This is a genomic window from Acetobacter vaccinii (genome assembly GCF_008365315.1).
Classification (GTDB): Bacteria; Pseudomonadota; Alphaproteobacteria; order Acetobacterales; family Acetobacteraceae; genus Acetobacter; species Acetobacter vaccinii.
The window spans coordinates 1,280,334-1,306,916 of sequence record NZ_CP043506.1 but is presented as its reverse complement, the minus strand read 5'-3'; the positions used below and the strand labels follow the sequence as shown (position 1 = coordinate 1,306,916).

At 64.2% G+C, this 26,583-nt stretch carries 18 protein-coding genes and 1 tRNA gene; 6 read left to right on the top strand and 13 right to left on the bottom strand.

What is annotated here, in order from left to right:
* Positions 1–59: 59 nt before the first annotated feature.
* The 6 genes from FLP30_RS05805 to FLP30_RS05780 all read right to left on the bottom strand — a co-directional run bounded on the left by FLP30_RS05805 (position 60) and on the right by FLP30_RS05780 (position 10,783).
* Positions 60–1,184, bottom strand: a complete 1,125-nt coding sequence (locus FLP30_RS05805; RefSeq protein ID WP_149278981.1) for a hypothetical protein — start codon at positions 1,182–1,184, stop codon at positions 60–62.
* Positions 1,185–1,285: 101 nt separating this feature from the next.
* Positions 1,286–4,627 carry a glycosyltransferase gene (locus FLP30_RS05800; protein ID WP_149278980.1) on the bottom strand — a complete coding sequence of 1,114 codons (3,342 nt, stop codon included), beginning with the start codon at positions 4,625–4,627 and terminating at the stop codon, positions 1,286–1,288.
* Positions 4,628–4,630: 3 nt separating this feature from the next.
* Positions 4,631–6,400 (bottom strand): tetratricopeptide repeat protein, encoded by a 1,770-nt coding sequence (locus FLP30_RS05795; protein ID WP_149278979.1) that lies wholly within the window; start codon positions 6,398–6,400, stop codon positions 4,631–4,633.
* A 4-nt stretch (positions 6,401–6,404) separates the two neighbouring features.
* A complete protein-coding gene (locus tag FLP30_RS05790) occupies positions 6,405–7,868 on the bottom strand; it encodes an HlyD family type I secretion periplasmic adaptor subunit (protein ID WP_246856607.1) in 1,464 nt (487 codons plus the stop codon).
* Positions 7,869–7,901: 33 nt separating this feature from the next.
* On the bottom strand, positions 7,902–10,166 hold the full coding sequence (locus tag FLP30_RS05785) for a peptidase domain-containing ABC transporter (RefSeq protein WP_246856606.1): 2,265 nt from the start codon (positions 10,164–10,166) through the stop codon (positions 7,902–7,904).
* Positions 10,167–10,252: 86 nt separating this feature from the next.
* On the bottom strand, positions 10,253–10,783 hold the full coding sequence (locus tag FLP30_RS05780; RefSeq protein WP_149278978.1) for a hypothetical protein: 531 nt from the start codon (positions 10,781–10,783) through the stop codon (positions 10,253–10,255).
* Here FLP30_RS05780 and metH point away from each other — a divergent pair.
* From metH to purF, 4 genes are read left to right on the top strand one after another with little or no spacing between them, the layout of a single operon-like run.
* Positions 10,782–14,288, top strand: a complete 3,507-nt coding sequence (gene metH, locus FLP30_RS05775) for a methionine synthase (protein WP_149278977.1) — start codon at positions 10,782–10,784, stop codon at positions 14,286–14,288. The genes FLP30_RS05780 and metH overlap by 2 nt on opposite strands.
* Positions 14,289–14,334: 46 nt before the next feature.
* Complete coding sequence (locus FLP30_RS05770) at positions 14,335–14,760, top strand: phosphoribosyl-ATP pyrophosphatase (protein ID WP_168200051.1); 426 nt, start codon at positions 14,335–14,337, stop codon at positions 14,758–14,760.
* Positions 14,761–14,802: 42 nt separating this feature from the next.
* The gene (locus tag FLP30_RS05765) at positions 14,803–15,327 is read left to right on the top strand and encodes a CvpA family protein (protein WP_149278975.1); all 525 of its coding nucleotides are present in this window, start codon (positions 14,803–14,805) and stop codon (positions 15,325–15,327) included.
* A 45-nt stretch (positions 15,328–15,372) separates the two neighbouring features.
* Complete coding sequence (gene purF / locus FLP30_RS05760; RefSeq protein WP_149278974.1) at positions 15,373–16,917, top strand: amidophosphoribosyltransferase; 1,545 nt, start codon at positions 15,373–15,375, stop codon at positions 16,915–16,917.
* A gap of 76 nt (positions 16,918–16,993) precedes the next feature.
* On the opposite strand, the gene FLP30_RS05755 is transcribed toward purF, so the two are convergent.
* The 3 genes from FLP30_RS05755 to FLP30_RS05745 are packed head-to-tail and all read right to left on the bottom strand — an operon-like array spanning position 16,994 to position 20,846.
* Positions 16,994–17,677 carry a PqiC family protein gene (locus FLP30_RS05755; RefSeq protein WP_168200050.1) on the bottom strand — a complete coding sequence of 228 codons (684 nt, stop codon included), beginning with the start codon at positions 17,675–17,677 and terminating at the stop codon, positions 16,994–16,996.
* A gap of 5 nt (positions 17,678–17,682) precedes the next feature.
* On the bottom strand, positions 17,683–19,383 hold the full coding sequence (locus FLP30_RS05750; RefSeq protein ID WP_149278972.1) for a PqiB family protein: 1,701 nt from the start codon (positions 19,381–19,383) through the stop codon (positions 17,683–17,685).
* Positions 19,380–20,846 (bottom strand): paraquat-inducible protein A, encoded by a 1,467-nt coding sequence (locus FLP30_RS05745; protein ID WP_149278971.1) that lies wholly within the window; start codon positions 20,844–20,846, stop codon positions 19,380–19,382. Before FLP30_RS05745 ends, FLP30_RS05750 begins: the two co-directional genes overlap by 4 nt.
* Before the next feature lie 166 nt (positions 20,847–21,012).
* Here FLP30_RS05745 and FLP30_RS05740 point away from each other — a divergent pair.
* Positions 21,013–21,088 (top strand) — tRNA-Thr (locus FLP30_RS05740).
* Between the two features lie 307 nt (positions 21,089–21,395).
* Positions 21,396–22,616 carry a cation:proton antiporter gene (locus FLP30_RS05735; protein WP_149278970.1) on the top strand — a complete coding sequence of 407 codons (1,221 nt, stop codon included), beginning with the start codon at positions 21,396–21,398 and terminating at the stop codon, positions 22,614–22,616.
* 265 nt (positions 22,617–22,881) lie between these two features.
* Here the strand turns inward: FLP30_RS05735 and FLP30_RS05730 are convergent, their stop codons facing one another.
* The 4 genes from FLP30_RS05730 to FLP30_RS05715 form a co-directional block, all read right to left on the bottom strand.
* Entirely contained in the window at positions 22,882–24,612 is a 1,731-nt protein-coding gene (locus tag FLP30_RS05730; protein ID WP_149280242.1) for an ArnT family glycosyltransferase, read from the bottom strand.
* Positions 24,613–24,680: 68 nt separating this feature from the next.
* Positions 24,681–25,436: a glycosyltransferase gene (locus FLP30_RS05725; protein ID WP_149280241.1), complete on the bottom strand. Its 756-nt coding sequence runs from the start codon at positions 25,434–25,436 to the stop codon at positions 24,681–24,683.
* Positions 25,437–25,485: 49 nt separating this feature from the next.
* Positions 25,486–25,980, bottom strand: coding sequence for a F0F1 ATP synthase subunit B (gene atpF / locus FLP30_RS05720; protein WP_210419348.1), 495 nt, complete (start codon positions 25,978–25,980; stop codon positions 25,486–25,488).
* Positions 25,981–26,014: 34 nt separating this feature from the next.
* Positions 26,015–26,575 (bottom strand): F0F1 ATP synthase subunit B family protein, encoded by a 561-nt coding sequence (locus FLP30_RS05715; RefSeq protein WP_149280240.1) that lies wholly within the window; start codon positions 26,573–26,575, stop codon positions 26,015–26,017.
* Between the last annotated feature and the right edge of the window lie 8 nt (positions 26,576–26,583).

Here is a 26,583-nt window from a genome sequence, read left to right as displayed (position 1 = left end):
TCCATCCACAAACCGGATGGCCCACGCTATGAAAAAACCGATATGCCTACCCCACGCTGTCAGCCAGCAGGTTTGCGGCCCCGTCCCGCACGGGCACGCGGCGTACTGGCTGACGGGGTTGGAGGGGTTGCCCGCGCCCGCCTGACCGGCTTGCTCGAGGCCGTGGTTTTTTGGGGGGCTACAGCTTTGTCGTCCAGCAGCAGGGCCAGATCCTGCGCGGCACTGGCAGGCAGCGCCGGGGCCGCACGGGGGCGACCACGGGCAGCCCCCGTGCGGCGGGATGTCTTTTTACCACGCGGCGGCACGGCCTGCCCATCGGCCTGCCCCTCAACTGGGGGCGGCAGCGCCGGAGTTGGGGCAACCACGGGCAGAAACTCCACACGGAACGCCTCCAGCGGGGCAAGGCTTTCGGCTTCCAGCACCTGCCCGCCCTCAACCGGGCCAAGGCGCGTGCCATCCATAAAGCTGGCACTCACCCGGCAGGTCCATGCCTGAGCAGCCTGCCCTTTCAGGCGCACACACAGGCCCAGCACCGGCAGGGCCATGCCGCGACTGCCACAATACTCCCCCCCATCAACCCAGGGAGACTGCCAGCCTTTGCCCAGCACGGCCTGATATTCAATATCATCCCCCGACAGCCCGGCCTGTGGCGCAATGCCAAACCCTTCGATCCAGGCCTGACTCCCCGGCGTGCCCACCCACTGGCCCGCACCCGCCACAACATCCCCCACGCACTGGATATGAGCACTCACATCCACCTGAACACCCGCACCCTCTGCCACCCTGTCGCCCACCCGGGCGGCTGGCAGGGGGGGCGGAGCCAGAGCTGCGGGGGGTGCTGCCGGGGTGTCCTCCCCCAGGCGGATGACCCTCAGGCGGGGCATTTCCCCCGTGCCACCGGGGGCCTGATACAACGTGACCATCAACTGCACTGGCCCCTGACACACCCGCACCAGAGCGGCCCCATCGGCACCGTCCAGCCAGCCGCCGGGGTCAAAACTGAGAATATCCGCAGCACCGGCGGCCGTGCGCGGGGCAAGGGCAACACGCACCCCCGGCAGGCCGGATGCATCCACCCGCTGCTGTTCCGACGCCTGCATGATACAGAACAGACCGTTGTGCAGGGTCATCAGATAGCCTGAAACCTGCAAGTCTGTAATGCGCTGCTGGGCTGTTGGGGACATAGGGTCTGCTTTCCATCATATCGGGCGACATTCTTCCTGTAGAACATAGAAAGTCGAAATGAAGGTAAACAGTTGCCCATTAAATACTCTGTAAACGCCTTTTATTTCTTAATAAAAGCAGAACTTACCAACATATTGTTAAGCTCTTCAGCGCCAGCCGTCAGCGGCAGCACGTCACCAAGCCCTGTCGCACGGATCCGCCATGCTGGCGCACCAAGGTCAAACGCCACAACCCGCAGGCCCGCCCGCCACATATCTCCCAAGGCAAAGCACCATGTCTCGGGCCAGACCGAGGGCAGCAGGCCAATATCAGCCTGCATGGCCCGCACAAGGGCCTGCCCCTCAGACGCTGCAAAAGGCCCGGTCACGTAAACACGCCCTGTCTGCATCAATGTTTCATCATCCGGAGTGTGGCCCACCAGCACGAACTCCAGCGGCAGGTCCCGCCGTGCGGCGTCCTGCGCTGCGGCCAGAACACGATCATACCCTTTATCCGGCCCTATGGCCCCGACCACACACACCCGCACCCGGCCACGACCGCCCGCCAGAACGCCACGCCCCGGCACGGTTGCCATTGCGGGCTTTATTTTTTGAAGTCTCTGAAAATTCTTTTTGATCAGACGATCATTTTCAAAAGCACGTATGTGTATCCGCAAGGGGAATGCTCCGCCCCCAGGCTGGTAAGCCTGCCAGTGACGGCGTAGCCGGGCGGCTCCCTCCGGACAGGGAACAACCACCCGCCGGGCATGTGCCAGCACCGCCCAGGACCGACGCAGATACGTACCAACCGCCTGACGCCCCGCAACCCTGCGCCCAAGACGCTCCAGACAGGGGCCGCAGGCCTGTGGCCCCGGTTCCCCACAATAATGCCCGTCCGCTCCCAGCAGGGTCACACGCTGGCATAGCCAGAGATGGTCATGCACATACACATCATACGGGCAGTCAAGCCGCGCTGGCAGGTTGATAACTGCGGGGGGATGACCCTCGGGGTAATGCACCTCCACATGGCACACACCCTCCGCCCGGAGCAGGCGCTCAAGCAGGCGCATGTCAGCAGCACCAGAAAAACGCAGGTTGGGGTAGGCCGTTTGCGTTGCCTCCTCCCCCAGCACGCTGCCATGTGCGGTAGCGCGCAACACCAGTGGCCGCACACCCTGCCCGCGCCAATAGGCCACCCGGCGGGCAACAACACGCGCCACACCACCCCCGGTATCATGCGTCAGCAACAGCACAGCGCGAGGGGGGCGACCAGCGAGCCTGTCAGCGCAAAAGCGCACAATATCCATCCGCCTGCGGGCCGCATGCAGCGGGTCGGCCGCCATCCAGCGGGCAACATGGGCCTGATAACCAGGGTGGAGGTATGCCAGCACACTCTGGTTATGCTGGCACAGCACATCCCCCGCCGTGCCAAAGGACACCCCACCCACATGGGCGACAAATGCCCCCACTGCCGCGACATGCCGCCACCCGGCGGCACTGGCTCTTTGAGAAAAATCGTTTTCTTCACCATAGCCTTTGGCAAACACATCCTCGCGCAATAGCCCTGTTGCAGCCAGGCAATCGTGGCGCAGGAACATGCAAAACCCACAGGCCGAGGGCAGGTCCACAGCACAGCCCGCATTGGCCGCCTGCGCCACCTGCATCAGCCGGGCCACGGCAGGGCTGTCAGGCATGGGGGCAGGGCTGGTTGGTGTGGGGTAAGACACAATGCCCGCAGCATTCGACAGTGGCGTGACCGTGCCGGTATCCGCTGTGGCGTAAGCAACCTTGCGCAGTTCCTGCACCCATGGCCCGGCCACCAGCGTATCCGCGTTCAGAACAATCACATCATGCCCGGCCAGAAACCGCAGTCCGGTGTTGACCGCCGCCGGAAAGCCCGTATTGGCGCTGTGGTGCAGCAGGGTAAACCCGGCCTGCGCGCACAGCCGCGCCACCGCCCGCGCCAGACGCCTGTCAGGCATGGCATCATCCACCACCACCACGCGCACGCCCTCCGGCACATCTGCCAGCGTATCCCGCAGGGCTGACAGACAGGCCAGAGTGGGAGCATAGCCCGCATAAACCGGCACAACCACCGCCAGAGGGGCAGTAGCAGGTACATCCTGCGGTGGGGGCGTGGCTTCTGGAGGCGTCCAGGGCCGGGACGATGCCCCAGAATACCCCTCGACCAATTGCGCTACACTCGTAGCCTCTCCACCCTGCGGGTTGAAACACGCTGCACCGGCGGGCACCGGCGGCCCAGTTCCCTGAGAGGAAGCTCCCGCTGCTCTGTCTCCAGCCGCAACCTCTCCATCCTGCTGGCAGGAACATACTGCGCCAGTGGGCACCAGTGGCACGGCCTCCTTAGAAGAGCCAGCCGACGCTTTTGTCCCAGGGATCGCCGCGCCTTCCCCACCTTGTTGGTGGGGGCCATCCGCAGGTGTCGGGTGGTGTGCTGTAACCCCCTTTAACAAAGGGAGAGGCTCAAGACGCAGTGGGCTACCCGCAAGGTCGCGGCCACCCGGGCCGACAACACGGATCTGTCGCGCCTGTAAACCCGTGCAGGACACAGCAAAACCCCGGTAGCAGGCCAGAGGTCTGTCCACCGCCCCCCTGCTGTACACCGCCGTTGCCGTGCAGCTTTGCAAGAGCACCCCACTCTGGGCATCCAACACCCGCAGCACTGGCAGGCGGGCTGGATCATACGGAAACCAGGCCCAGCCCCGTAGCCCGTGACGTGTGCGCCAGACCAGACCCTCGCACTGGCTCATACGGGCTGGAAACAGGCCAGAGGGCGGAAAAACCGCCTGCCCCTGCGACCACACCGCACCATGCCGGGGGGGTGCTGCGGCATGAAGCCCCTCCCCCATACCCGGCCAGAACCACGCCCCGCCCTGCGCCAACGCAGGAACTGAACGCCCCCCCACCCGCAGGACAGGAGCCAGCACGCCCCCGCCCATTACAAGCTGGCCCGAGGGCAGCAGCCCACACCAGGGGCCAAGCCCCGCTGCCTGGGCAACCGCTGCTGCAAGGGCCGCGCTATCAGCCCGACAGGCATAGGACGACAGCAGGTGCCCCACGGCCGCTACCGCACGGCGCAGCAAGGGGCCGCCCCCTCCCTGCGCCCTGTCCTGCGCCAGACACAGGGAGGCCAGAAGCAGCCAGCCCTCGCGCACATCATAGCGGGCCAGCAAGGTTTGCAGTGTGGTTATGGCGCGGTCTGGCAGGCCCACAGCCTGCTGTGCCATGGCAAGGGGGAACAACACCTGTGCGCTCTCTGGTGCAAGGCGGGCCGCGCGCTCCAGCCAGTCCCACGCCAGAGCTGCGTGGCCCTGCTCCCACGCAGCCAGCCCCTGGGCAAATGCATGCTGGGCCTGTGTGCTGGCCCGCCGGGCCAATACCCTATGTTCCCTCGGGGTTAGAAATGCGGTGCGCACACGCCCGCCCACAGCGGACGCCCCCATGGCCTATACGCTGCCAAGCTGTGCCAGTTCGGCGCTGGCCTCGCCCACACCCTGCGCGCTGGCCTGCTGATACCACTGCCGCGCCCCTGCCAGATCGACCCCGCCCCCCAGACCCTGGGCCAGATAGCGGGCCAGCATAAGCTGCGCCAGCGCATGGCCCTGCTGGGCGGCACGGTCAAACCAGCTCCGTGCGGCGGGTCTATCCTCTTCCACCGCGTGGCCACCCCCCAGCATGGCCCCGACGGAAAACATGGCCGCGACCGATCCTTCCTCCGCCGCGCGCCTGTATAATGCCAGCGCCTGCGGGTGATGGCGCGGCCCACCCACACCCGCCACAAGCAGGTGGGCATACTCCACCATGGCCTCAACCATGCCTGCCCCGGCAGCCAGAGCAATCCAGGCGCGGCCCTGCTCCGGGTTGGCGGGCATGCCGCAGCCTGTCAGCACCATGCGGCCATACCAGTACTGGGCGTTGACAACCTTGCTGGCCGCTGTTTTCAGCCAATGGGTTGCGGCCTGTATGTTCTGGTCTCCCTCCAGCCCATGGGCCAGCCCCACCCCAAGGTTGAACATGGCCAGCATGTCCTGCCCCTGCGCCGCCTTGCGAAAAACATCCATCAGGCCGCCGCCTTCCTCACGCGGCACCACCCCGGCTACCAGCAGCGCCCCCAGTTCGGCCGCGGCCACCGTATCACCCTGCCGGGCGGCTACACCAAACCAGTGACCTGCCTCTGCCCTGTCAGCAGGCACACCCACACCCGCCAGATAGATGCGCCCCAATGTGCGGCTGGCAGCGGCATGCCCAAGGCCGGACGCCAGACGGTACCAAGCCACGGCCTCGGCATAATTGGGGGCCATATCCAGCCCACGCCCGCACAGGTCACCCAAGACGGCGGCGGCTTCAGCATCACCCGCCAAGGCCGCGCGGCGCAGCCATGTCTGCCCCCGGGCCGGGTCAGCCGCAACGCCGTAACCACTGAGCAGCGCCATACCGTAGCGGGCCTGAGCCTCGCGCACGTTTCTTTCCGCCGCGGCGGCAAAATACCCGATGGCACGCCCGATGTCGCAGGCAACACCGGTCCCGCGCTCATACAACTGCCCAAGCAGATACAGCGCCGTTCCCAGCCCGGCGCTGGCCGCCACATGCAGGCTTTGGGCGGCTGCCGCCCAGTCCTGCGGCGTCTGCGCCTGCTCCAGCATGACCAGAGCCATGCCAAGGTGCCCGCGCGCGCACCCGGCCTGTGCCGCCCGGGCGTACCATTCCCGCGCCTGAGTACCATCACGCAAAGGGGCCGGGGCTGTGGACAGAACATAGCCGTACAGAGCCTGAGCCTCGGCATCACCCAGGGCGGCGGCCTCCCCCGCCCAATGGGCGGCGCGGGCATGGTCGGGTGGGCCGGGCTGCGGGGTTGTGCCAAATACCTGCGGGCCTGCCCCCTCCGCCACGGTATCGGGCATGCCGCGCAGGCACAGCACGGCCAGAGTGATCATGGCCGCACGACACCCTCCCTCCGCCGCGCGGCGGGTCCAGCGCACACCCTCGGTCAGGTCTGGCGGCACACCCTTGCCCGCAAGATACGCCTGACCAACCAGATGCTGGCCCTCGGCCTCACCCGCGCGGGCCAGCTCTACACTCGCGGCAAACGCTGCGTAGGGGTCATGCTGCGCGGTGGCATGGATACGCGCGAGCCTGCGCGACAGGCGTGACTGACCAGTACCCTGCCCCAGAGCAGAAAGACGCGTAGCCGACAGCCACTGGCCCAGCCCCCCCACGGCCCTAGGGCTCGCGCATGCCAGTGCCGACCAGCGGCACCACGGTGTTGAGCAGATACTGCATGATCGTACGTTCCCCCACGTGGATATCCGCCGTCACAGGCATGCCCGGCTGCGGCTGGAAGAAGGAGGGCACCCCGCGCAGGGTGTAGCGGGTAATACCCAGACGGACGCGGTAATAGGCGGTGCCCACGTTGTCGGGGGTCATATCCGCCGTGGGGCCACCCGCCCCGCCAGGCACGAAGGAATCCGCACTGATGGTCCGCACCGTGGCCTCGGCCCCGCCATACTGCTGGTAGGGAAAGCTGATGAACTTGATAAGCGCCTTGTCCCCCAGCCTGACAAACCCGGCATCACGCCCCGACATCACGGTTTCGATCTCCAGCCCCTTGCCCAGAGGCACCAGGGTCATGATGGTCTGGGCCGGGGTGACGACCGCGCCGGGCGACACCTTGCCGATGTTGAGCACCACCGCATCCTCCGCCGCGTGCAGCAGCACCATGTCGTGGTGCAGGCGGGCCTTGGAGTATTCACCCTGGGCCTCGGACAGCCTGTGCTCGGCCAGCACAAGGTCACGGTAGATTTCGGCCTTGTGGTTTTGCAGATAGCTCTCCCTGCCCTGCGTTTCAGCCTCCAGCTTGCCCTGGGTGGCGGCGGCCTGCTGGCGGGAGGCCACCTGTGTGCGCTCAACCTCCATCAGGTCATTCCGGGCCGCCAGAGTGGACAGGCGGCTGCCCACCTGCTCGCGCTGCAACTTCTGGCGCATGCCCAGCACGTCGGACATGACACGCACACGCGCGGCATACATGGCCGCGCTGGCCCCGTAACCTTGCAGCTCGCTCCGCAGGCTTGCGATCTTGTTGTCATACTCGCTCAGTCTGGCCCGGTCCTCGGCCACACGGCGGATAAACGCCTGCACCTGCGGAAGGCTCTGGGTATTTGCGGGGTCTGCCGCGTAAATGCGGCCCTGCGCCTCGGCCTCCAGACGGTTGACCTCGGCCTGATACTGGTCGCACTGGGTTTTCAGGTTATCGGTATCCGCCCCGGCCTGTGTGGGGTCCAGATGGGCCAGTACATCGCCCCTGTGCACCACATCACCGGGTTGCACATCAATGGAGCGGATAATGGCGGTATCGAGCGACTGCACCACCAGAGCAGGCTCGCGCGAGACAATGCGGCCCTGTGTTGTGACCACCCGGCTGAGGGGGAAAACGGTCATCCCCACGACCGAAAACGCCATAAGCCCGCCCACAAGCCACACAATATGCCGGGCCGATGCCATGGGCGGCAGGTTGACCAGAGCTGTGGTGGGGGAATGGAAGGCCAATAGCGCCAGCGGCATGTCCGGCGGGGCGTGCAGGTCGTCCCCCGCGCGGGGCAGTGGGGGGCTGCCCAGCATGTCATCCTCCGGCGGGCCGGAGGGGGTTGTGCCTGGTGGCATGGGCGGGGGATCGTGGTCGTCGCTCATGCGGCCCTCCCGGCATAGACGATGTGCATGGACCTAGCCCCCGCTGACAGGCAGGCTGGCCGGGCCGGACTCTGGCCCGTCGGACATGTGACGGTTCTGCTGCCGCCACAACGTGCGGTAGATGGCGCAGCGCTCCAGCAGCACGGCATGGGGGGCAATATCGACCACCTGCCCCTGATCCATCACGCAGATCAGATCACAGCCCACAAGGGACGACAGCCGGTGCGACACAATGACCATGGTGCGCCCCTGGCTGATGCGCTCCAGATTGGCGTTGACCACCGCCTCGCTCTCAGGGTCGAGGGCGGAGGTTGCTTCATCCAGGATCATCACCCGTGGGTCGGTTATGACGGCGCGGGCAATGGCCAGCCGCTGGCGCTGCCCGCCTGAAATGTTGGTCGAGCCTTCCTCGATGAAGGTTTCGTAGCCTGCGGGCAGGCGTTCTATAAACTCCTCGGCCCCGGCCAGGCGGGCGGCGCGCACCACGTCATCCAGCGTCAGGCCCGGTCGCCCGGCGGTAATGTTGTCGCGGATGGTGCCGCGAAACAGGAAGTTGTCCTGCAACACCACCCCGAGCGAGCGGCGCAAGTGGGTCAGATTGATTTCACGCAGGTCCACGCCATCCAGCCGCAGGTAGCCGCTGTAGGACCGGCTGACCCCCTGCAACAGCCGTGTGATGGTGGATTTGCCCGACCCGCTACGCCCCACAAGCCCCAGCATGGTGCCCGCAGGCACGCTGAAGCTGACATCCCGCAAGGCCGGGGCGGATGCGCCGGGGTAGGAGAAGGTAACGCCCTCAAACACCAGCCCGCCCATAATACGTGGCCGCAGGCCAGTTGTGAGGGCGCGGGTTTCGGTCGGCTGGTTCAGCACCGACCCGGCCTCCCCCAACGAGGCCAGAACCTCGTTCATGTCATCAAGCAGGCGGGCCATGCCGACCAGCGGGGCGGCAACACGGCCCCCCAGCATCATAAAGGCCACCAGCGCCCCCACCCCGACCGAAGCCGGGTTTTCCAGCGCCATGAACGCCCCGACCAGAATAATGCCGCGGGTAATAAACAGGTCGAACGGCATGGCCAGTGTCTGCGGCCAGTTGGACAGGCGGCCGACATCGAGCTTCCAGCGGATGACACGGGCTGTGGCCTCGTCCCACATCTGGCGGCGGACAGGTTCCAGCGCCAGGGTTTTAATGGTGCGGATCCCGGCCACACTTTCATACAGCATGGCACCGCGTTCGCGCTCGGCGCTGAGCTGGCGCACCATCAGCCGCGACACCGGCCCCATGGACACCACCACCACAAGCCCGATCATGCCTGCCGCGGCCAGTGTCATCCACGCCAGAGCGGGACTGAGCAGAAACAGGAAGGGCAGAATGACAACAAGCGTGAACAGGTCGAGCAGGGTTGTCATCAACCGCCCGGTCAGAAAGTCGCGCACCTTGTAAATGGCCATGACACGGCCCAGCACATTGCCCGCCTGCTGGCGCTCAAAATACTCCAGCGGCAAGGCCAGAAGGCGGCTGAAAACATGGAGCGAGATCCGGGCATCGATCCGGGTTGTCAGCACCATGGACAACTCGCGCCGGGCGTAGCTGAGCAGCACCTCGTAGAACGAGAAAATAATGATCAGCCCGGAAATGGACACCAGCGTGGACATGGAGCGGTAATTCACCACCCGGTCGATCACCTGCATGACAATCAGCGGCGGGAAGATCTGCAACATGCTCAAGGTCATGGAGGCAATGCCAATGTCCCGCAGAGCATGTTTTTCCCGCAGGACCATCCGCGCAAGCCAGCGCATGGTGATGGGGGCATCGGCCTCAGTCTCGTCACGCCTGCGGCGGACAAGCAGGATATCCCCCGCCCAGAGGTGTTCCAGCCGCAGGGCATCAACCGGCACGGGGGCTACGGCGTCGTCCTCCAGCGGGTCGCGCAGCCAGACCACGCCGCGCTCGGGGTCGGCCCCGACCATAAGCGCCGCCCCACCGTCACGCAGCAGCAGCACGATGGGGGGGGCTGCGCGCATACGCACCAAGGCCCGCCAGCGCACCACCATGCCCTGCGCCACGGCCCCCTGGTCGTCCAGCCAGCGGGCAAGGGCGGCGGCGGAGGGCACGGCCTCGGTCGGGTCGGCAACAAAATCCTGCAAATCAGGGTCAAGCCCATGGAAGCGGGCCGCAGCGGCAGCGGCTTTCAGGCGGGCAAAACCGGGCATGGAGGCCGCAGCCCCCTCTGGCCGGTCAGATGCGGTCTTGGGTGATGGCCCCCCCTGGTCTGGCGTATGATCCCTGTTATCCACGCCTGATCCTTCTGTCCGGGGCCATTGCGGCGGGGCGGTGGCGGTGCCCGTGGTTTTTGCCGCAGTGGTGATATTTCGTTAAATATTCAGGAAACATCCTTTCGTATTGATGACCCAAAAACGTAAAAAACCGATAAAAAAACCGAGCCCTGCAACGCTTTATGTAATTTTTCAACACTCTGGGCCGGGCAGACCACCACAACACGGCTGAACGCAACACCTGTGCCCCGCGCCTGATTTTGGGCCTGCACCAGCAAAAAACGGTCCAACCCGCCCCAGGCCCCCGGCCCCACACAGCAGACACACCCGCCCGGATGCACCGCCCCGTCTGGCCCGGCAGGGTTGGCCCATGGCCACACCGCAGCCCAGCCCGCCTGCTGGTCTGGGGTTGGCACCACCCCGGCAAACACAACAGCCGCAGCCTGCCGCAGGGTGGAGCTGTCGGGCACGCTGGTCCCTATATCCAGTACAATACGCCCAGAACGCCCGGCCCCCGCCCCGCCCTGCGGCCCGGCACTGGTGGACAGCGGGGCCACGGTCTGAAATAAGGTATCCCCCGCTGCCGCCCGCTCCGGGCGGGGCTTTTCCTCCCCTACTATGTGGTTTTTCTGCGCCATGTCTTCTCGTCTGCCGCTTCTTGATGCCCTGCGTGACCAGGTCCTGCTCTGTGATGGAGGGATGGGCTCACGCATACAGATGCTGGATCTGGACATACAGCGTGATTACTGGGGACAGGAAAACTGCACCGAAGTGCTGACACTGTCACGCCCCGAACTGATCCGTGACATCCATCGCGGCTATTTCGAAGCCGGGGCGGACATGGTGGAAACCAATACCTTTGGGGCCTCCCCCATAACGCTGGGGGAGTTCGGGCTGACGGACCGCGCGCGGGAGATCAACCGCGCCTCCGCCATTCTGGCGCGGGAGGCCGCCGATGGCTTTGCCGATGGCCGAGCCCGCTATGTGCTGGGCTCCATCGGGCCGGGCACCAAGCTGCCGTCCCTGGGCAACATCGACTACGACACGCTGGAAGCCGCCCTGGCCGAGCAGACACGCGGGCTGATTGAAGGCGGGGTGGATGCTGTCCTGATTGAAACCTGCCAGGACACGTTGCAGATCAAGGCGGCTGTCAACGGGGTCAAGATCGCACGGGCCGAGGCAGGCGTTGCCATGCCCATTTTTGTGCAGGTCACGGTGGAAACAACCGGCACACTGCTGGTCGGTCCGGACATTGCCGCCGCAGCAACCGTTGTGCACGCGCTGGAAGCCGACCTGATCGGCCTGAACTGCGCCACAGGCCCGCAGGAAATGTCCGAACATGTGCGCTGGCTGTCGGAAAACTGGCCGCGCCTGATCTCGGTCCTGCCCAACGCGGGCCTGCCCGAACTGGTGGACGGCAAAACCCATTATCCCCTGAGCCCGGCTGACATGGCCACCTGGGTTGAGCGCTTTATCCAGGAAGACGGCATCAACCTGATCGGCGGGTGCTGTGGCACCTCCACCCCGCATATTGCCGCGCTGGACGCCATGCTGCGCCGCCGGGCCGAGGCCTCAGGCCGCCACCGCCCGGCCCCCGTGCCGCGCACCGCTGTCTGGGTGCCTTCTGTCGCCAGCCTGTATTCACAGGTACCGCTGCGGCAGGAAAACGCCTATTTCTCCATCGGTGAACGCTGCAACGCCAACGGCTCCAAAAAATGGCGCGAACTGCAGGAAAGCCACGACTGGGACGGCTGCGTGGCCCTTGGCCGCGACCAGCTGCGCGAAGGCTCGAACGCGCTGGATATCTGCACCGCCTTTGTCGGCCGCGACGAACGCGCGGAAATGGACGAGGTGGTCAAGCGCTTCACCTCCTCCGTCAATGCGCCGCTGGTGATCGATTCGACCGAAACCCCGGTCATCGAAGCCGCGCTGAAGCTGCATGGCGGCAAGCCCATCATCAACTCCATCAACTTTGAGGATGGAGAAGGCCCGGCCGCCGACCGCATGACCCTGGCCCGCCGTTTTGGCGCGGCCATGGTAGCCCTGACCATTGATGAAGAAGGCATGGCCCGCAAGCCGGAAGACAAGCTGCGCATTGCCACCCGTCTGGTGGAATTTGCCTGCGACCGCTACGGCCTACCCCAATCGGATCTGATGATTGATCCGCTGACCTTTACCATCGCTACCGGCGCGGAGGACGACCGCAAGCTGGGCCTGTGGACGCTGGAGGGCATCCGCCTGATCCGCGAGGCCTTCCCCGATATCCAGATCGTGCTGGGGCTGTCCAACATTTCCTTCGGGCTGAACCCCGCCGCCCGCGCGGTGCTGAACTCGGTCTATCTGGACCACGCCGTGCGCGCAGGCATGACAGCCGCCATTGTGCATGTGTCCAAGATCCGCCCGCTGCACCTGATCTCCCCCGAGGAAGTCAAGGTGGCGGAAGACCTGATCTTCGACCGCAGGGCCGAGGGCTATGACCCGCTCCAGACCCTGCTGGCCATGTTCGCTGACCGCAAGGCATCGCAGGCGGCCACGCGCAAACGCGCCGAAACCGCGACCGAACGCCTGAAGGACCGCATTGTCGATGGGGACCGCAAGGGGCTGGAAGCCGACCTTGAGGAAGCCATGCAGACCATGGCCCCCATCGACATCATCAACACCGTGCTGCTGGACGGCATGAAGGTGGTGGGCGAACTGTTTGGCGCGGGCAAGATGCAGCTTCCCTTCGTGCTGCAATCCGCCGAGACCATGAAAGCCGCCGTCGCCTGGCTGGAACCCCACATGGAACGCGCCGAAGGGCAGAGCCGGGGCACCATCGTACTGGCCACCGTCAAGGGCGATGTGCACGACATCGGCAAAAACCTTGTAGACATTATCCTGACCAACAACGGCTACCGGGTGGTCAACCTGGGCATCAAGGTGCCTGTGCAGGACATGATCGAGGCCGCACGGACCGAGCGCGCCGATGCCATCGGCATGTCCGGCCTGCTGGTGAAGTCCACCGTGATCATGCGTGAAAACCTTGAGGAAATTGCCCGCGCGGGGCTGGAGACCCCCGTGCTGCTGGGGGGTGCCGCCCTGACCCGCAATTATGTCGAGGAAGACTGCGTGACCGCCTACGCCCCCACCGGGCGCGTGGCCTACGCGCGGGATGCCTTTGATGGTCTGACCCTGATGGACCAGATTACCAGCACACGGTTTGACGACTACCTGAGCGCCATCCAGAAACGGCGCGAAGGCAAGGCCACCCGCCGCAACGCCCGTGCGCCAGAAGCCGCCGAAACCCGCGGCTTTGCCCCGATCGACGCTGCAACCGCCCGTGCGCGCCGTGCCCGGATGGTCGCGGACGAACCCGCATTGTCCCCTCCGTTCTGGGGGCCGCGTGTGCTGGAGGCAACGCCCGAGGCTGTCCTGCCGTTCCTGAACGAGCGCGCGCTGTACCAGTTCCAGTGGGGCTTTCGCAAACAGGGCCGCTCGCTGGATGACTTCCTGGTCTGGGCCAAGCAGGAACTGCGGCCCATTCTGCGCCGCATGCTCGACCTGTCGGCCAAGGACAGCATCCTGCGCCCCCGGGCGTCCTACGGCTACTGGAAAGCCGCAGGCGACGGCAACGACCTGATCCTGTTTGAGACCGACGGCACGACCGAGGCCGCCCGCTTTACCCTGCCCCGCCAGCCGCGTGAGGACGGGGAATGTATTGCCGACTTCCTGCCCGACATCAGCGCGGCCGAGCGTGGGGTCGTGGGCCTGCAGGTTGTAACCGTCGGGCAGAAAGCCTCTGACATCGCGCGCGACTGGTTTGAGGAAAACCGCTACCAGGACTACCTCTACCTGCACGGCCTGTCGGTCGAAATGGCAGAAGCCATGGCCGAATACACCCACAAGCGCATCCGCTCCGAACTGGGCTTTGCGGGGGAAGATGCGCGGGAGCTGGAAACACTGTTGCAGCAGGGCTATCGCGGGTCGCGCTATTCCTTCGGCTACCCGGCCTGCCCCCGGCTGGAAGACCAGGCCCCGATCCTGAAACTGCTGGAAGCCGACCGGGTTGGCGTATCGCTGACCGATGGCGACCAGCTCCACCCCGAGCAGTCAACCTCCGCCCTGGTCGTGCTGAACAAGCATGCCCGGTATTTTACGATCTGACACCGCAACATTGACCTGGACCGGCAAGACCGCGCATGATGGTGGGATGACTGTCCATCCCCCTCATGGTTCCGCCCCGCCCCCAGCCGGGGACACAGGCGGCCCCACCGGGCCAGGGCCACAGCACCACCAGCACCACCAGCACCCCGATGCCACAACACCAGCACCCCCGCCGGAAGGGCGCGATATTACCCGCCTGAGCCGCCGGGCCGGGCAACATGCCATGAACTGCACCGCCGCCTATATTGCGGGGCAGAATGCCGCCATTGCCGAGGAAAGTGCTCTGTTCCTGCTGGCGCTGGAGGACATCTGGGCGCAGCAGGGCCTGCCCCCGGCCGAAGTCTGGACCGAGCTGACACGCAGGCTGGAGGTGTCCAACCTGCTGCACCGACTTAACCACCCCCCCTACAGTTCCAAACGCAACAACAGGGCCACGCGGCCATGGCGCATTTCCACCAGCAAAATTCCCTGACCACAGTGCCAGAGGCTTCTGGCTGGGCACGCAGGGGCTGATATGGCGGCAATAGACGGCATATCCCTGCTGATTGTGGCATTTTCCACACTCCATGGGGCCTGGCGTGGCTTTACCAGGCTGGCACTGGGCCTGTGCCTGTGGACCGTGGCCTTTATGGCTGCCATGCGCTTTCACACCCCCATGGCAGAATGGACGGGGCAGTATGTAGCCTCCCCCCTCGGTGCGCAGGCTGTGGCGGTGCTGGTAATCCTGATCGGGGTGATTGTGGTGGGGGGCATGGCCTCGGCCGGGCTTGTGCGCGTGGTGCGGGCCACCCCGCTGGACGGGCCAGACCGCCTGCTGGGTGGTGCCTTCGGGCTGGCACGCGGGGCGGTGGTGGTGGTGGTCCTGTTTACCGTGGCCAGTCTGCTGTTGCAGCCAATCGACCTGCAGGCACTGGAAAACAACAGCAGGCTAACCCCATATATTCAGTCTGGCGCAAGCGGCCTGCGTTCCTATCTGCCGGATTTCGACCTAAAAGGGGTTGCGCGGAAACTGTCTACAGGCCATGACGCCAGCTTCTGATGTCCCCACGGCACTTGCCAGCCTTTTGGGAGGCCCTGTCCCGCCATGTTCGCCCGCCCCCCCGTGTCCGCGCCTTTGTCCGCACTGCAGCCTGACAGCGTAACCAGCCCTGCTGGCAACGCCTGCACGGCCCTGCCCGAACCCGTCTCCAGCGATGATGACCACCCGCATGAGGAATGCGCGGTCTTTGGGATCTGGAACGCGCGTGACGCCGCAGCACTGACCACACTGGGCCTGCATGCCCTGCAGCACCGTGGACAGGAAGCCGCAGGCATTGTCTGCTTTGACCCTGAAGACAAACGCTTTCATTCCCACCGGGGCCTGGGCCTTGTGGGCGATGTCTTTGGTGACCCGCGCACCATGGCCACGTTGCACGGCACACGCGCCATTGGCCACAACCGCTATGCCACCTCGGGTGCGACACTGCTGCGCAACGTGCAGCCCCTGTTTGCCGAGTTCGCTTTTGGCGGCCTGGGTGTGGCCCATAACGGCAACCTGACCAACGCCAACACTCTGCGGCGCGAGCTTATCCGCCGTGGCTGCCTGTTCCAGTCCACCACGGACTCGGAAGTGTTTGTCCACCTGATTGCCATTTCCCTCTACGCCACGGTGGAAGACAGGCTGATTGATGCGCTCAAGCGTGTCACAGGGGCGTATTCGCTTGTTGTGCTGTCGCAGGATGCGCTGATCGGCGTGCGTGACCCCATGGGCGTGCGCCCGCTGGTGCTGGGCCGCCTGCCTGCCGAACAGGGGCGTGAAGCCTCCTGGGTGCTGGCGTCGGAAACCTGCGGTCTGGACATTATCGGCGCTGAGTTTGTGCGCGATGTGGAACCGGGCGAGCTGGTCATTATTGATGACAGCGGTATTCGCTCCCTCCGGCCGTTTGGCACCAACAAGCCGCGTTTTTGCGTGTTTGAATACATCTACTTCGCCCGGCCCGATTCCGTGCTGGAAGGGCTGCCGGTTTACAATGTCCGCAAGGAAATCGGGCGTGAACTGGCGCATGAAAGCAGTGTGGAAGCTGATGTGGTGGTGCCGGTGCCAGACTCCGGCGTGCCCTCGGCCATTGGCTATGCCGAAGCCAGCGGTATCCCCTTTGAACTGGGGATTATCCGCAACCACTACGTGGGCCGCACCTTCATCGAACCTTCAGACCAGATCCGCCATCTGGGCGTGAAGATGAAACACTCCCCCAACCGCCCCATTCTGGACGGCAAGCGGGTTATTCTGGTGGACGACTCCATCGTGCGTGGCACCACATCACGCAAGATCGTGGACATGGTGCGCGCGGCAGGGGCCAAGGAGGTGCATATGCGTATTTCCTCCCCGCCGACCGAGTATTCCTGCTTTTACGGGATCGACACGCCAGAACGCAGCAAGCTGCTGGCTGCCCAGCACGACCTGAAAACCATGGCGGAGCTGATCGGGGTGGACAGTCTGGCGTTTATCTCGCTCGACGGGCTGTACCGCGCCATGGGGCATGAAAGCCGCGACGGCTGCGCCAAAAGCTACTGCGACGCCTGCTTTACAGGGGAATACCCGATCCCCCTCGTGGACTATGAGAACGAAAGCGACTCCGCCACGGTCTGATCCATCACGGCGGGTTTTTGCCCGCCACCCAGAGACAAAAAACGCCGCCGGGGTTTTAGACCCGGCGGCGTTTTTTTTATCCCTGTGCGGGGTCTGGCAAGGGGGGCAACGCACACAGGCTGCGGGCCACCAGATCAGCCAGACGCCCGACAAGGGTGCTGAGTTCACGCACCATATCCAGCGTATTGCCCGCCCGTGCCCCCTGGAGCGTTACGCGCTGGATAACCGGGGTAGCCGCCGCCGGCCCGGCCCGGCGCACCAGCACCGTGCCATCAAGGGCCACAAAACCCTGCGGGTTGGTGGAAAAGCGGGTTACTGACAGTTCCACAATAGCCTGGGGCGTTGTGGAAACAGCGTCATTTTCAACAAACACACCAGCGTTGGGCAGGCGCTGGGCCAGGTCCCCGGCCAGCACACGGCCAAGCTGCTCGGCCAGAGAATCGCTCCATGCTCCGGTGCTGGAAATACTCAGCCGGTATCCATCATCCGCTGTCACAATCCGGTCGCGGTTCAGCCCCCCGGCAATGCCAGGCTGGCGTATTTCCACAACAGTGGGAGCACCGGGCGGCAGGGGCACGACTGCCCCCGGTACCACGGCCAGCGTGTAATAGACCGGGCCACCCCCGGCGCAGCCCGCCAACCCCAGCGCCATAAGGCCAAGGCTGCCCCCGGCCAGCAGGGTGCGCCGTGTCAGCCCCCCCTGTGCAGGGCCAGCCACGGCAGGCTGATGGGCGGAAAATACCGTTGTGCGACGTGTCATGGCCCTTATCGTCCCCATATCAGAGCGGAGGGATGGTTGGTCAGGAAATCAGACAGAAACCGCAAGGACCGCGCTGTCTGCCCAAGTTGCAGCACCATGGCCTCCACACTGCGGTGGAAGTCGCTGTTGCCGCCGTAGCTGGCCAGCAGTTTGTTGGCGTTGGTCAATGTCTGCTCCAACTGGTCGGCCATGGCAGGCAGGCGCTTGCTCAGCGGAGCCACGCCATTGCGCAGGTCGTGCGACAGAGCCTGCAAGTTCTGCATCGACTGCCGCAGGCTGGTCAGTGTCTGTTTGACATCCGGGCTGGTCAGGGTGCCATCCAGATGGGTCAGCAGGTTGTTGGCACTCACACCAATCTGCTCAAACGGCATGGCCGCCACGCGGGCTGTCAGGGTGGACACATTGTCCATAATCCCACTCATGCCGCCAGCCTGCCCCGGGATGACAAGGGTCGGGCCTTCCATGCTGGTCGTCGCTGAGCCGGGGTTTTTGATGAAGTTAAGCGAGATCATGCTCTCGCCCGTCAGCATGCTCACACTGTCGGTCGAGGCGCGGAGACCGTTGCCCACCAGCGTACGGAACAGGTCGAGCATCTTGTCACGCGGCATGGTGCCGGATGGGAAAATACGCTCAAGCTGCACTTCCATACCCACCCGCACCCGTGGGTGGCCGGGGGTTGATGTCAGGTCCAGCCGCACACTGGTCACATTGCCAACCTGGATGCCGAACATGTCCACCTCGGCCCCAGGGGCAAGCCCCTTGACGGAGGATGTCAGATACGTGGCCAGCAGCAGCCGCTGGCGATAGCCTGCGTTCTGCGCATCTTCACGGGTGTCATACAGGGTAAAGACCGAATCCGCCGGAGCCGCCTCGACCTTGTCGTCCTGCGGGGGCAGGCCAAACGCCACCCCGCCAGAAAACAGCGCCTGAAGCGACTGAAGCTGCACTTTCAGCCCCCCTGCCCCGAAGCCGACCTTAACGCCCGAAACATTCCAGAACCGCGAGGACGCAGTCAGATACTGGTCATAGGGCTGCTGCACAAAAATCTGGATCAGCACCGGGCCGCGCCCACCGGGGGGCATGGTGTAGCCCAGCACTTCCCCCACGTTGACATCGCGGAAAAAAACCGGCGCACCCTGCCCGATGGAGCCAATGCTGCTGGCCACCAGCGTAAAGGTGCGGCCGGGCTGGTCGGAGCGCATGCCCGGCGGGGCTTCCAGCCCGACAAATGTGTCCGAGGGGCGGCCTGCGGGCTGGCCGTCGGCCCCCAAGCCGGGGTCAAAGGCGATGTATGCGCCCGACATCAGGGTTTCCAGCCCGGTAATGCTGGCGCCGTTAATGCGCGGCCGCACCACCCAGAAGCGGGCCTTGTCGGTCAGCATCCCGCCCGTGCCCTTGTTCATGCGGATACGCACACGCACATGCCGCAGGTCGGTGGTCAGGGACATGCCCTCGACCGTGCCCAGCACGACCGACTTGTTCTTGACCTGCGTCTGCCCGCTGGTCAGCCCGTCGGCCGTGTCAAACATCACGGTAATACTCGGCCCATTGTCCACAAAGCTGCGCCAGACCAGAAAGCCCGCAATCAGCACGGAAATAAGCGGTATCACCCAGATGACGGAAAAACGGATACGCCTGACCAGCGCGTCCTGCGTGCCATCCCCTCCGTCGGGGGAAGTCTGCTTGTGAGTGTGCCCGTCGTTCACGCCCTGTCCGGCTCCCTGTTAGGCGGGCGGTCTACCGCCCCCTGTTGTACCGCGCCATCCTCCGGGCGTTTCGCCCGCAGCGGGCCGTTGCGGCCCGCGACATCCCACATCAGGCGTGGGTCAAACACATGCACGGCAAAAATTGTCAGCACCACCACCGCGGCAAAACAGACAACCCCCCCGTTGGCACGGATGGTGGCCATACTGCTAAAGCGTACCATGGCCACCAGAATGGACACCATGAAGACATCGATCATCGACCAGCGGCCAATAATGTCGATAACCCTGAACAGCCATGACCGGAAGGGCAGCCACGCGCCAGAATGCGCCTTGATGCTCAGCACCATGCCCAGCAGCCCTGCAATCTTGAGCACCGGCACCGTGACCGAGGCAAACAGCACCAGCAGGGCAAGGGGGATCATGCCGTCGTTCCACAACTCTATGGCCCCGGCAACAATGGTGTGCCCACTGCCCCGCCCCAGCGTAATGACCGTCATGACCGGAAAGAGGTTGGCAGGCACATAAAACACAATAGCCGACACCAGCAGCGCCAGCACGCGCGCCAGACTGTTGGCCTTGCGCCTGCGCAGGACATGCCCGCACCGGGGGCAGTAGCCAAGCGCCTGCGTGTCCGACACGGCATGCCCGAACTCCAGCACGGTGCCGCAGGACAGGCATGAGGCCATATGGTCCGACGGAGGCAGGTGGGCATGGGCGGGCACGCTTTCGCAGGTCAGGGTAATGCGGCTGTTATCCATCCTGCGGAAGGTGCTGTCGGTCGGGCGCTTGCGCCACACCAGCTCGGTATCCAGCGTGGCGTCGGTGGCGGCCATGGTCAGCATCAACCCGGCCACAAGGAAAACCGCCGTCCCGACCTCCACATAGGCCATGTCCACCAGCTTGGTGTAGGCCACGAAAACACCCAGAATATACACCTCGACCATGGACCAGGGGCGCAGCAGTTCGTACCACTTGAGCAAATGCGGCACCCAGAAGGGTAGCCGGGGCCGGAGCGCGCCACTCAGGATCATGAGCATCATGACCACGACAACACCGGGCATGAGAATGGTCACAACCGCCACCAGAGCAGCAATGGTGCCCCAGCCCTCGTGCAGCAGTTCCATCGGCCCGGTCAGGATATTGACCGTGCGCTGCCTGCCGTAGAGGTCGAGCATCATCAATGTCGAGGCCAGCATGGCCAGATACAGCGCCAGCGAGCTGATGCAAAAAGCCAGCGGTGTTGCAATGGGGGATGTGCGGTTGCGCCTGTCCAGCCCCTGCCCGCACCGGCAGCAGCGGGCCTGTGTACCGGGCTTAAGTTCCGACAGGCGTTGGAAGCAGCCACAGCAGGGGCATTCCACAACGCCACTCAGCACATGGACATGCCCTTCCGCCGAAGCTGGCATATCCTGGCCTGGCACCAGCGCTTGCCTGAACAAGGCCATGATCTGCGAGAGCGTCATCAAGTGGCCATCATAAAGCGAAAGTCAGCCCCACGTAACTGCAAAAATGACCCCACTGCCACACAGGCCGCAAACCAGCTTCCGGCACCCATAGCCTCATTTTTGGCAGGTTTGCAGTTGCGTGGTGTGGCGGAGCGTGATAAGCAGCCTGCCACACACGGTGAAAGCCCGCTTAGCTCAGTTGGTAGAGCACGTCATTCGTAATGATGGGGCCGGTGGTTCGAATCCGCCAGCGGGCACCATGTTTCCCCTGTGGTTATTCCCCTTACAGTCAAAATCCCGGTTTATGACGCTGCCCTGCGGTGTCTGGCCCTTTATGCCCTTGCCCTGTGGCGTACAGCCTACCTGCTCTCCCACCCGGCATAACCGTGCGTTTTTTTACAGGATACAGCAGGGTAGTGGCGGCAGGCCCTGCCCATAAACCCCACCATCGCGCAGGAGTGATGGTAGAAAAACAAATACATTAATATCATAAATTAAATATAAAAATTGCATAACAGGATACGTCCCGACTACTCTACCGATCATCTAACGCGGAGAGGAGAAAGGATGGCGGATATCATCCATCTTGTTGCAGACACGGCCCTGTTTGTGATCCTGCCATGGGTATTATGGCGCATATTGGGTAAAACAATACCCATTGTTGTCATTCCTATACTTGTCGGGATCAGTATTGCCGTATGGCATATCCCTGTCGGTGCTGCGGGAATACCCTCCACCTATGGCAACACCATTGGCTGGGTTGCCGTGCTGGTGCTGGCTTTTACCGCCGGGCTGGAAATGTGGCAGCACCCGGGTGAGGATGGTTCGCCCCATACCCTGCCAGCCCCGTCTCTTGGCAGGCTTCTGGCTGGTGCGGCGGTGGCCCTTGGCGGCCCGCTGCTGATCGGCACCACACTGGCCTATCTGGTCTTTCTGCCGCTGCCGGGCTGGCAGGCCCCCCATGCTACCCCCTGGGTGGCTGCGGCCTCTATCGGGCTGTGCGTGGCTGTCAGCGCCCTGCCGGTGCTGATCGGTGTTGTGCGCGAACTGGACAGCACCCAGCGCCCCTTGGGCCAACTGGCGCTAAAACTGGCGGTTGTGGATGATGCCGCCCTGTGGATCGGGCTGGCCGCGCTGCAATTTGCGGAAAAAGGCAGCAGCGCCCTGCATGGCTGGAGCGGGCTGGAATTTGTTGCTCTGGCCTCTCTCATCGTGCTGGCCCTTGCCGGGTCCTGGGCATCACGCCATTTCCGGCACCCCCCGCTCTGGCTGATCTGGGCAGCAGTGCCTGCTTATCTGGCTGTTGGTGCCTGGGCGAGCGAGCAACTGGGCCTGCACGAGCTGATTGGAGCGTATTTTGCCGGGGCCATTATGCCCCCAAGCTGGGTCCGCCGCCTGCCGGTAGAGCGCGTGGGAGCATTCAGCCTTGTGTGGTTGGCTCCCCTGTTCTTCGGGCACAGTGGTCTGCACATTAATGGCGATGCGCTGACATGGCCTTCGGTTGTGGCATCTCTGGCGCTTGTTGCCATTTCCATTGTTGCCAAGGTGGCCTCAGTCTACGTCTTCCCGCCTGCTCCGGGGCTGAGCAAGCGGCAGGCTCTGGCGATCGGGGCGCTGTTGCAGTGCAAAGGGCTGATGGAAATTGTAGCCGCCACCATCCTGCATGGTCAGGGCATGCTGTCGGACTTCGCCTTTGCCTCGCTCATGGTACTGGCTGTGCTGTCCACCCTGCTGACAGGCCCACTGTTCCAGCTTGTCGCACCCCGCCAACCACAACCGGCGGGGTAATGCCCCGCTCTTTTGTGTCCAACACTGGATAAAAGTTTTTGGGTGTCGCCTTTTTTCAAAAAGGCGATGCTCTTTGACGCGTGTTGAAACAAAGCGCCCCCAAAAAACTGCCAGGCCCTTTCCCTCCATATCGTCAGACATGTTTTACAAGGGCTGGACCTGTATCCAGAGCATATCGCCCACACTCAGCGGCTCAGCGGCTCAGCGGCTCAGCGGCTCAGCGGCTCAGCGGCTCAGCGGCTCAGCGGCTCAGCGGCTCAGCGGCTCAGCGGCTCAGGCTGCCTTGTTCCATGGGGTGCTGGCTGTCAACACGTCCGTCAACGGGGCTGGCGGAGGTTTCTGGCTGTGTGATGTTCAGCGCGTAAAGACTGATTTCCAGCACACGGCCATTGGAATAGTTAAGCCCGCTCACAGTGCCACGGCTGGTGACCCGCCCCTGTGCAGCCCCGAGTGCGGCCATAAAGGCAGCCCGGTCGCGCCGGTCAACCAGTGCGACCGTGCAGGTCGGATGGGCGCGCATGGCCTGTGCGGCCTGTGCCGCCCCCGTCAGGCGCACACGCCCCCCCAGCAGAAACACCAGACTGGGCTCAGAAAACGATACCGAATACACGTCTGTCTGCGCGCAGGGCTGCCTGTCATGCACCAGCTCGGCCAGACGCGGAGCCAGCCAGATGGTCCGCAGAGCAGGCACCACCACAGTAAACAGGCCCACATACAGCAAAACAGCCGCCGCAGCGCTGGTCAGCACTGCCCGGCGCAGTTCCACCCGCCAGATCTGCAACATGGCCAGCCCGATCAGCGGCAGCACACCTGCGGCCAGCACCAGTGCTGGCAACGACAGCGTGTGTTCAAGCTTCCACAGCAGCACCGGGCCAGCCAGGGCCAGAAAGCAGCCAACCAAGCACCATGCCAGACCATAAACGCCCAGCAGTACCCGCCCCCAGCGGGACTGCGGCCCGCCGCGCCAGACCTCACCCCCCTGTGCCAGCAGTCCGGCGGTCAGGATGGCAATGGCGGGGTACGCTGGCAGCACATAATGCGGAAGCTTGGTGGCAATGGCCTCAAACACCACCCAATGCGGCACAATCCAGCATAGCAGGTAACGCACTCTCAGCGCCTGTCTGTCCCGCCAGACCTGAGGCAGAACACTGGCTGCAAAATACGACCCCGGCCAGAACGCCAGCAGAAACACAAGCAGGTGGTAGCCCGGTGGCAAGCCATGCGCCTGCTGGCCAGACGCCACCTTGCCCAGAAAATTGACCCCCACGGCCCGGCGAAAAAAGTCGCCATGGCTGACAACGCCAATAGCCACACACCATGGCAGCGCCACAGCCACGGCCACCAGCCAGCCCCAACCGGGGCGCATTCTACGCCACAGGCTCGCGTTCCGTTCCAGCGCCGCAAGCGCGAGCGGAGTTGCGAGCGAGGGAATAAGAATAACCGGCCCCTTGAGCATAAGCCCACAACCTATGGCCACCCAGTACAGCACAGCCGTGCCCGTGGGTGTTGGCTGGCCTGCCTGCCTGTCCAGCAGGGCGCGCACCAGAGCAAGCTGCGCCACCAGCACACTGACCAGCAGGCACGAATCAATGGTGGCCATGCGGTTTTCCGCTGTCACCAGCACACTGGCCAGCAGTAGAATACCGGCACCAAGCCCTGCCTGCGGGCCAAACAGCAGGCCGCCGATCAGGGCTGTCAGCACGACCGCCGCCGTCATGGCCAGAAGCGAGGGGATACGATACGGCCACACAGCATGGGCATACTGCGGCCCGACCAGGCTGACGGCTGCGGCCTCCAGCCAGTAAATACCGGCTGGTTGCAGGTAGCGCGGATTGTCCTGAAAGCGCACATCCACAAAATTGTGGCTCTCAAGCATCTGGGCCGTTGCCTGCATATAGCGCGGCTCGTCCCTGTCGAAGGGCGGAATACTGGCGCGACCGGGCAGGAACAGCACAAAGGCCACAAGCCCGAGCATGGCCAGCCAGCGGCCCGGCATGGGGGTTTTAAGCCCGGAGTGCCGCCAGCCCAGCAGTGTCAGCAGGTTTTGTAACCAGAGTGTCGGTTTCAACATTCACGAACCGAGCGTGGCAGGCGCGTGCGGTTACGCAGCCACAGAACACCCAGCAGATCGCGCACACCCACAACCGCACGGTTGAAATTGGTGTATTTGGACTGCCCATGCAGCCGGGGCCGGTGTGTGACCGGGTGGCACACCAGCGGCACGCCATAAGACCCCAGCAGGGCAGGCAGAAAACGGTGCAGCCCTTCAAACTGGGGCAGACGCAAGAAATCCTCGCGCCGGAAAATCTTGATCGGTGCCCCCGTGTCAGGGCAGTGGTCCTGCAACAAGCGCTGGCGCAGGCCGTTGGCAAAGCGCGTGGCAAAGCGCCGCGACCAGCCGTCCCGCCGTTTCTGGCGCACGCCGACAACCAGCGGCGGCACACCGGCCGCAGTACGCGCGAGCGCCAGCAGAGCGGGCAGTTCACGCGGGTCGTCCTGGGCGTCACCATCAATGGTGGCAATCCATGTGCCCTGAGCTGCGGTTATGCCCGTACGCAGGGCCGCTGACTTACCGCAGCGCCTGTCATGCGCCAGCACCCGCAGACCGGGCAGGCTGTCGTTACGCAAGCGGCGCAGGACATCAACCGTGGCGTCCTGGCTGCCGTCATCGACAAAAATGATTTCAGTCGGGGGCAGGTCCTGCAAGGCTTCGGCCAGTTCCTGGCAGACCTGGGGCAGGTTATCCTGTTCGTCCAAAACGGCAATAACGATGCTCAGCACAGGCTGGGCATCGTTATCATGAAGCGCGGGGGAAGCCAGGAGGCCCTTGGCGTCCCCCCGCGAAGATGAGCTGGCCTGCAAGGGCAGGTCAGGCGGCCTGGCGCGCCATGGCCGCAGGCAGCCCGGCCAGAGCCTGATCAACCAGGGCGGAGGCCGCCTTGTCGTCCAGTGTCTGGGGGATAATGGCGTGGGCTGCATCAACTGCCGCATCAATGGCAAGCTGGCGCACTTCCTTCAGGGCAGCGCGCTCAACAGCGCTAATGCGGTCACGGGCCATCTGCTCGTGGCGCTGGACAGCGGCTTCGGCTTCGGCACGGGCCTTGGCGGCCATGTCTTCAGCCTGCTTGCGGGACTGTTCAACCATGGAGCGTGCTTCGGCCAGAGCCTGCTCACGCTCACGCGTGGCGTCTTCAAGCATCTGCTCGGCTTCGCGGCGCAGGCGAGCGGCTTCGTCCAGTTCGCGACGGATCAGTTCCGCGCGGCTGTCAAGCACAGCAGCAATAGGGGTCCACAGCTTTTTGCCCACAAGGACAAAGAACAGGACAAACGAGACAGCGACCCAGAAACCGGCTTCGTGAAAAATTCCAGACATATCGAAAATTCTCCAGAAAGCAGGCTCAGAGGGTCCGCTGGGCGCAAGCGCCCTGGACCTTCTGGGCAACAAGCTGTGCATCGGGCGCGACACCGGTCAGGCGCTGGACAAGAGCCTGGGTGGTGTCAGCAGCAATTTCCTTAAGGGCGCTCAGAGCGCGCGCTTTTTCTTCGGCCACCCGCTGTTCGGCCTGGGCGATTTCTGTCGCCAGCCGGGCGTTGATGTCCTGCATCTGCTTTTCGGCAGCGCGATGTTCTTCATCCAGCACGGACTGCAGGTGGGCCTGGGCTTCTGCCATGGCGTCCTTGCGGGCCTGCTGAAGTTCGGCAACGGCTTTGTCCGCGTCGTGCTTGGCAGCACGGGCGACATCGAGGTCACCGGAAATACGCTTGCTTCTGTCTTCCAGCACGCGGCCAACGCGGGGCAGCATGACCCGGCTCAGCGCGATGTAGAAGATAAAGAAGATAACCGCCCCCCACAGGACCTGACCGGTCACAAGTGGGTTGGCGAAATCAAGCTGAGGCATTCCCGTGGCGTATGCGCCAGGCGCTGATGCGACCAGCAGGGAAATGCCGCAAACCGTCATCAGAAGTC

Excerpts from the sequence above, each read along its gene's own strand:
- FLP30_RS05745 (WP_149278971.1), bottom strand. The coding sequence starts at position 20,846 with ATGACGCTCTCGCAGATCATGGCCTTGTTCAGGCAAGCGCTGGTGCCA.
- FLP30_RS05730 (WP_149280242.1), bottom strand. The coding sequence starts at position 24,612 with ATGCCGGGCCGCTGGCTGGCCATGCTCGGGCTTGTGGCCTTTGTGCTG.
- FLP30_RS05790 (WP_246856607.1), bottom strand. The coding sequence starts at position 7,868 with ATGAGCGACGACCACGATCCCCCGCCCATGCCACCAGGCACAACCCCC.
- FLP30_RS05765 (WP_149278975.1), top strand. The coding sequence starts at position 14,803 with ATGGCGGCAATAGACGGCATATCCCTGCTGATTGTGGCATTTTCCACA.
- FLP30_RS05780 (WP_149278978.1), bottom strand. The coding sequence starts at position 10,783 with ATGGCGCAGAAAAACCACATAGTAGGGGAGGAAAAGCCCCGCCCGGAG.
- FLP30_RS05735 (WP_149278970.1), top strand. The coding sequence starts at position 21,396 with ATGGCGGATATCATCCATCTTGTTGCAGACACGGCCCTGTTTGTGATC.
- FLP30_RS05805 (WP_149278981.1), bottom strand. The coding sequence starts at position 1,184 with ATGTCCCCAACAGCCCAGCAGCGCATTACAGACTTGCAGGTTTCAGGC.
- FLP30_RS05755 (WP_168200050.1), bottom strand. The coding sequence starts at position 17,677 with ATGACACGTCGCACAACGGTATTTTCCGCCCATCAGCCTGCCGTGGCT.
- metH (WP_149278977.1), top strand. The coding sequence starts at position 10,782 with ATGTCTTCTCGTCTGCCGCTTCTTGATGCCCTGCGTGACCAGGTCCTG.
- FLP30_RS05715 (WP_149280240.1), bottom strand. The coding sequence starts at position 26,575 with ATGACGGTTTGCGGCATTTCCCTGCTGGTCGCATCAGCGCCTGGCGCA.
- FLP30_RS05800 (WP_149278980.1), bottom strand. The coding sequence starts at position 4,627 with ATGGGGGCGTCCGCTGTGGGCGGGCGTGTGCGCACCGCATTTCTAACC.
- FLP30_RS05770 (WP_168200051.1), top strand. The coding sequence starts at position 14,335 with ATGACTGTCCATCCCCCTCATGGTTCCGCCCCGCCCCCAGCCGGGGAC.
- purF (WP_149278974.1), top strand. The coding sequence starts at position 15,373 with ATGTTCGCCCGCCCCCCCGTGTCCGCGCCTTTGTCCGCACTGCAGCCT.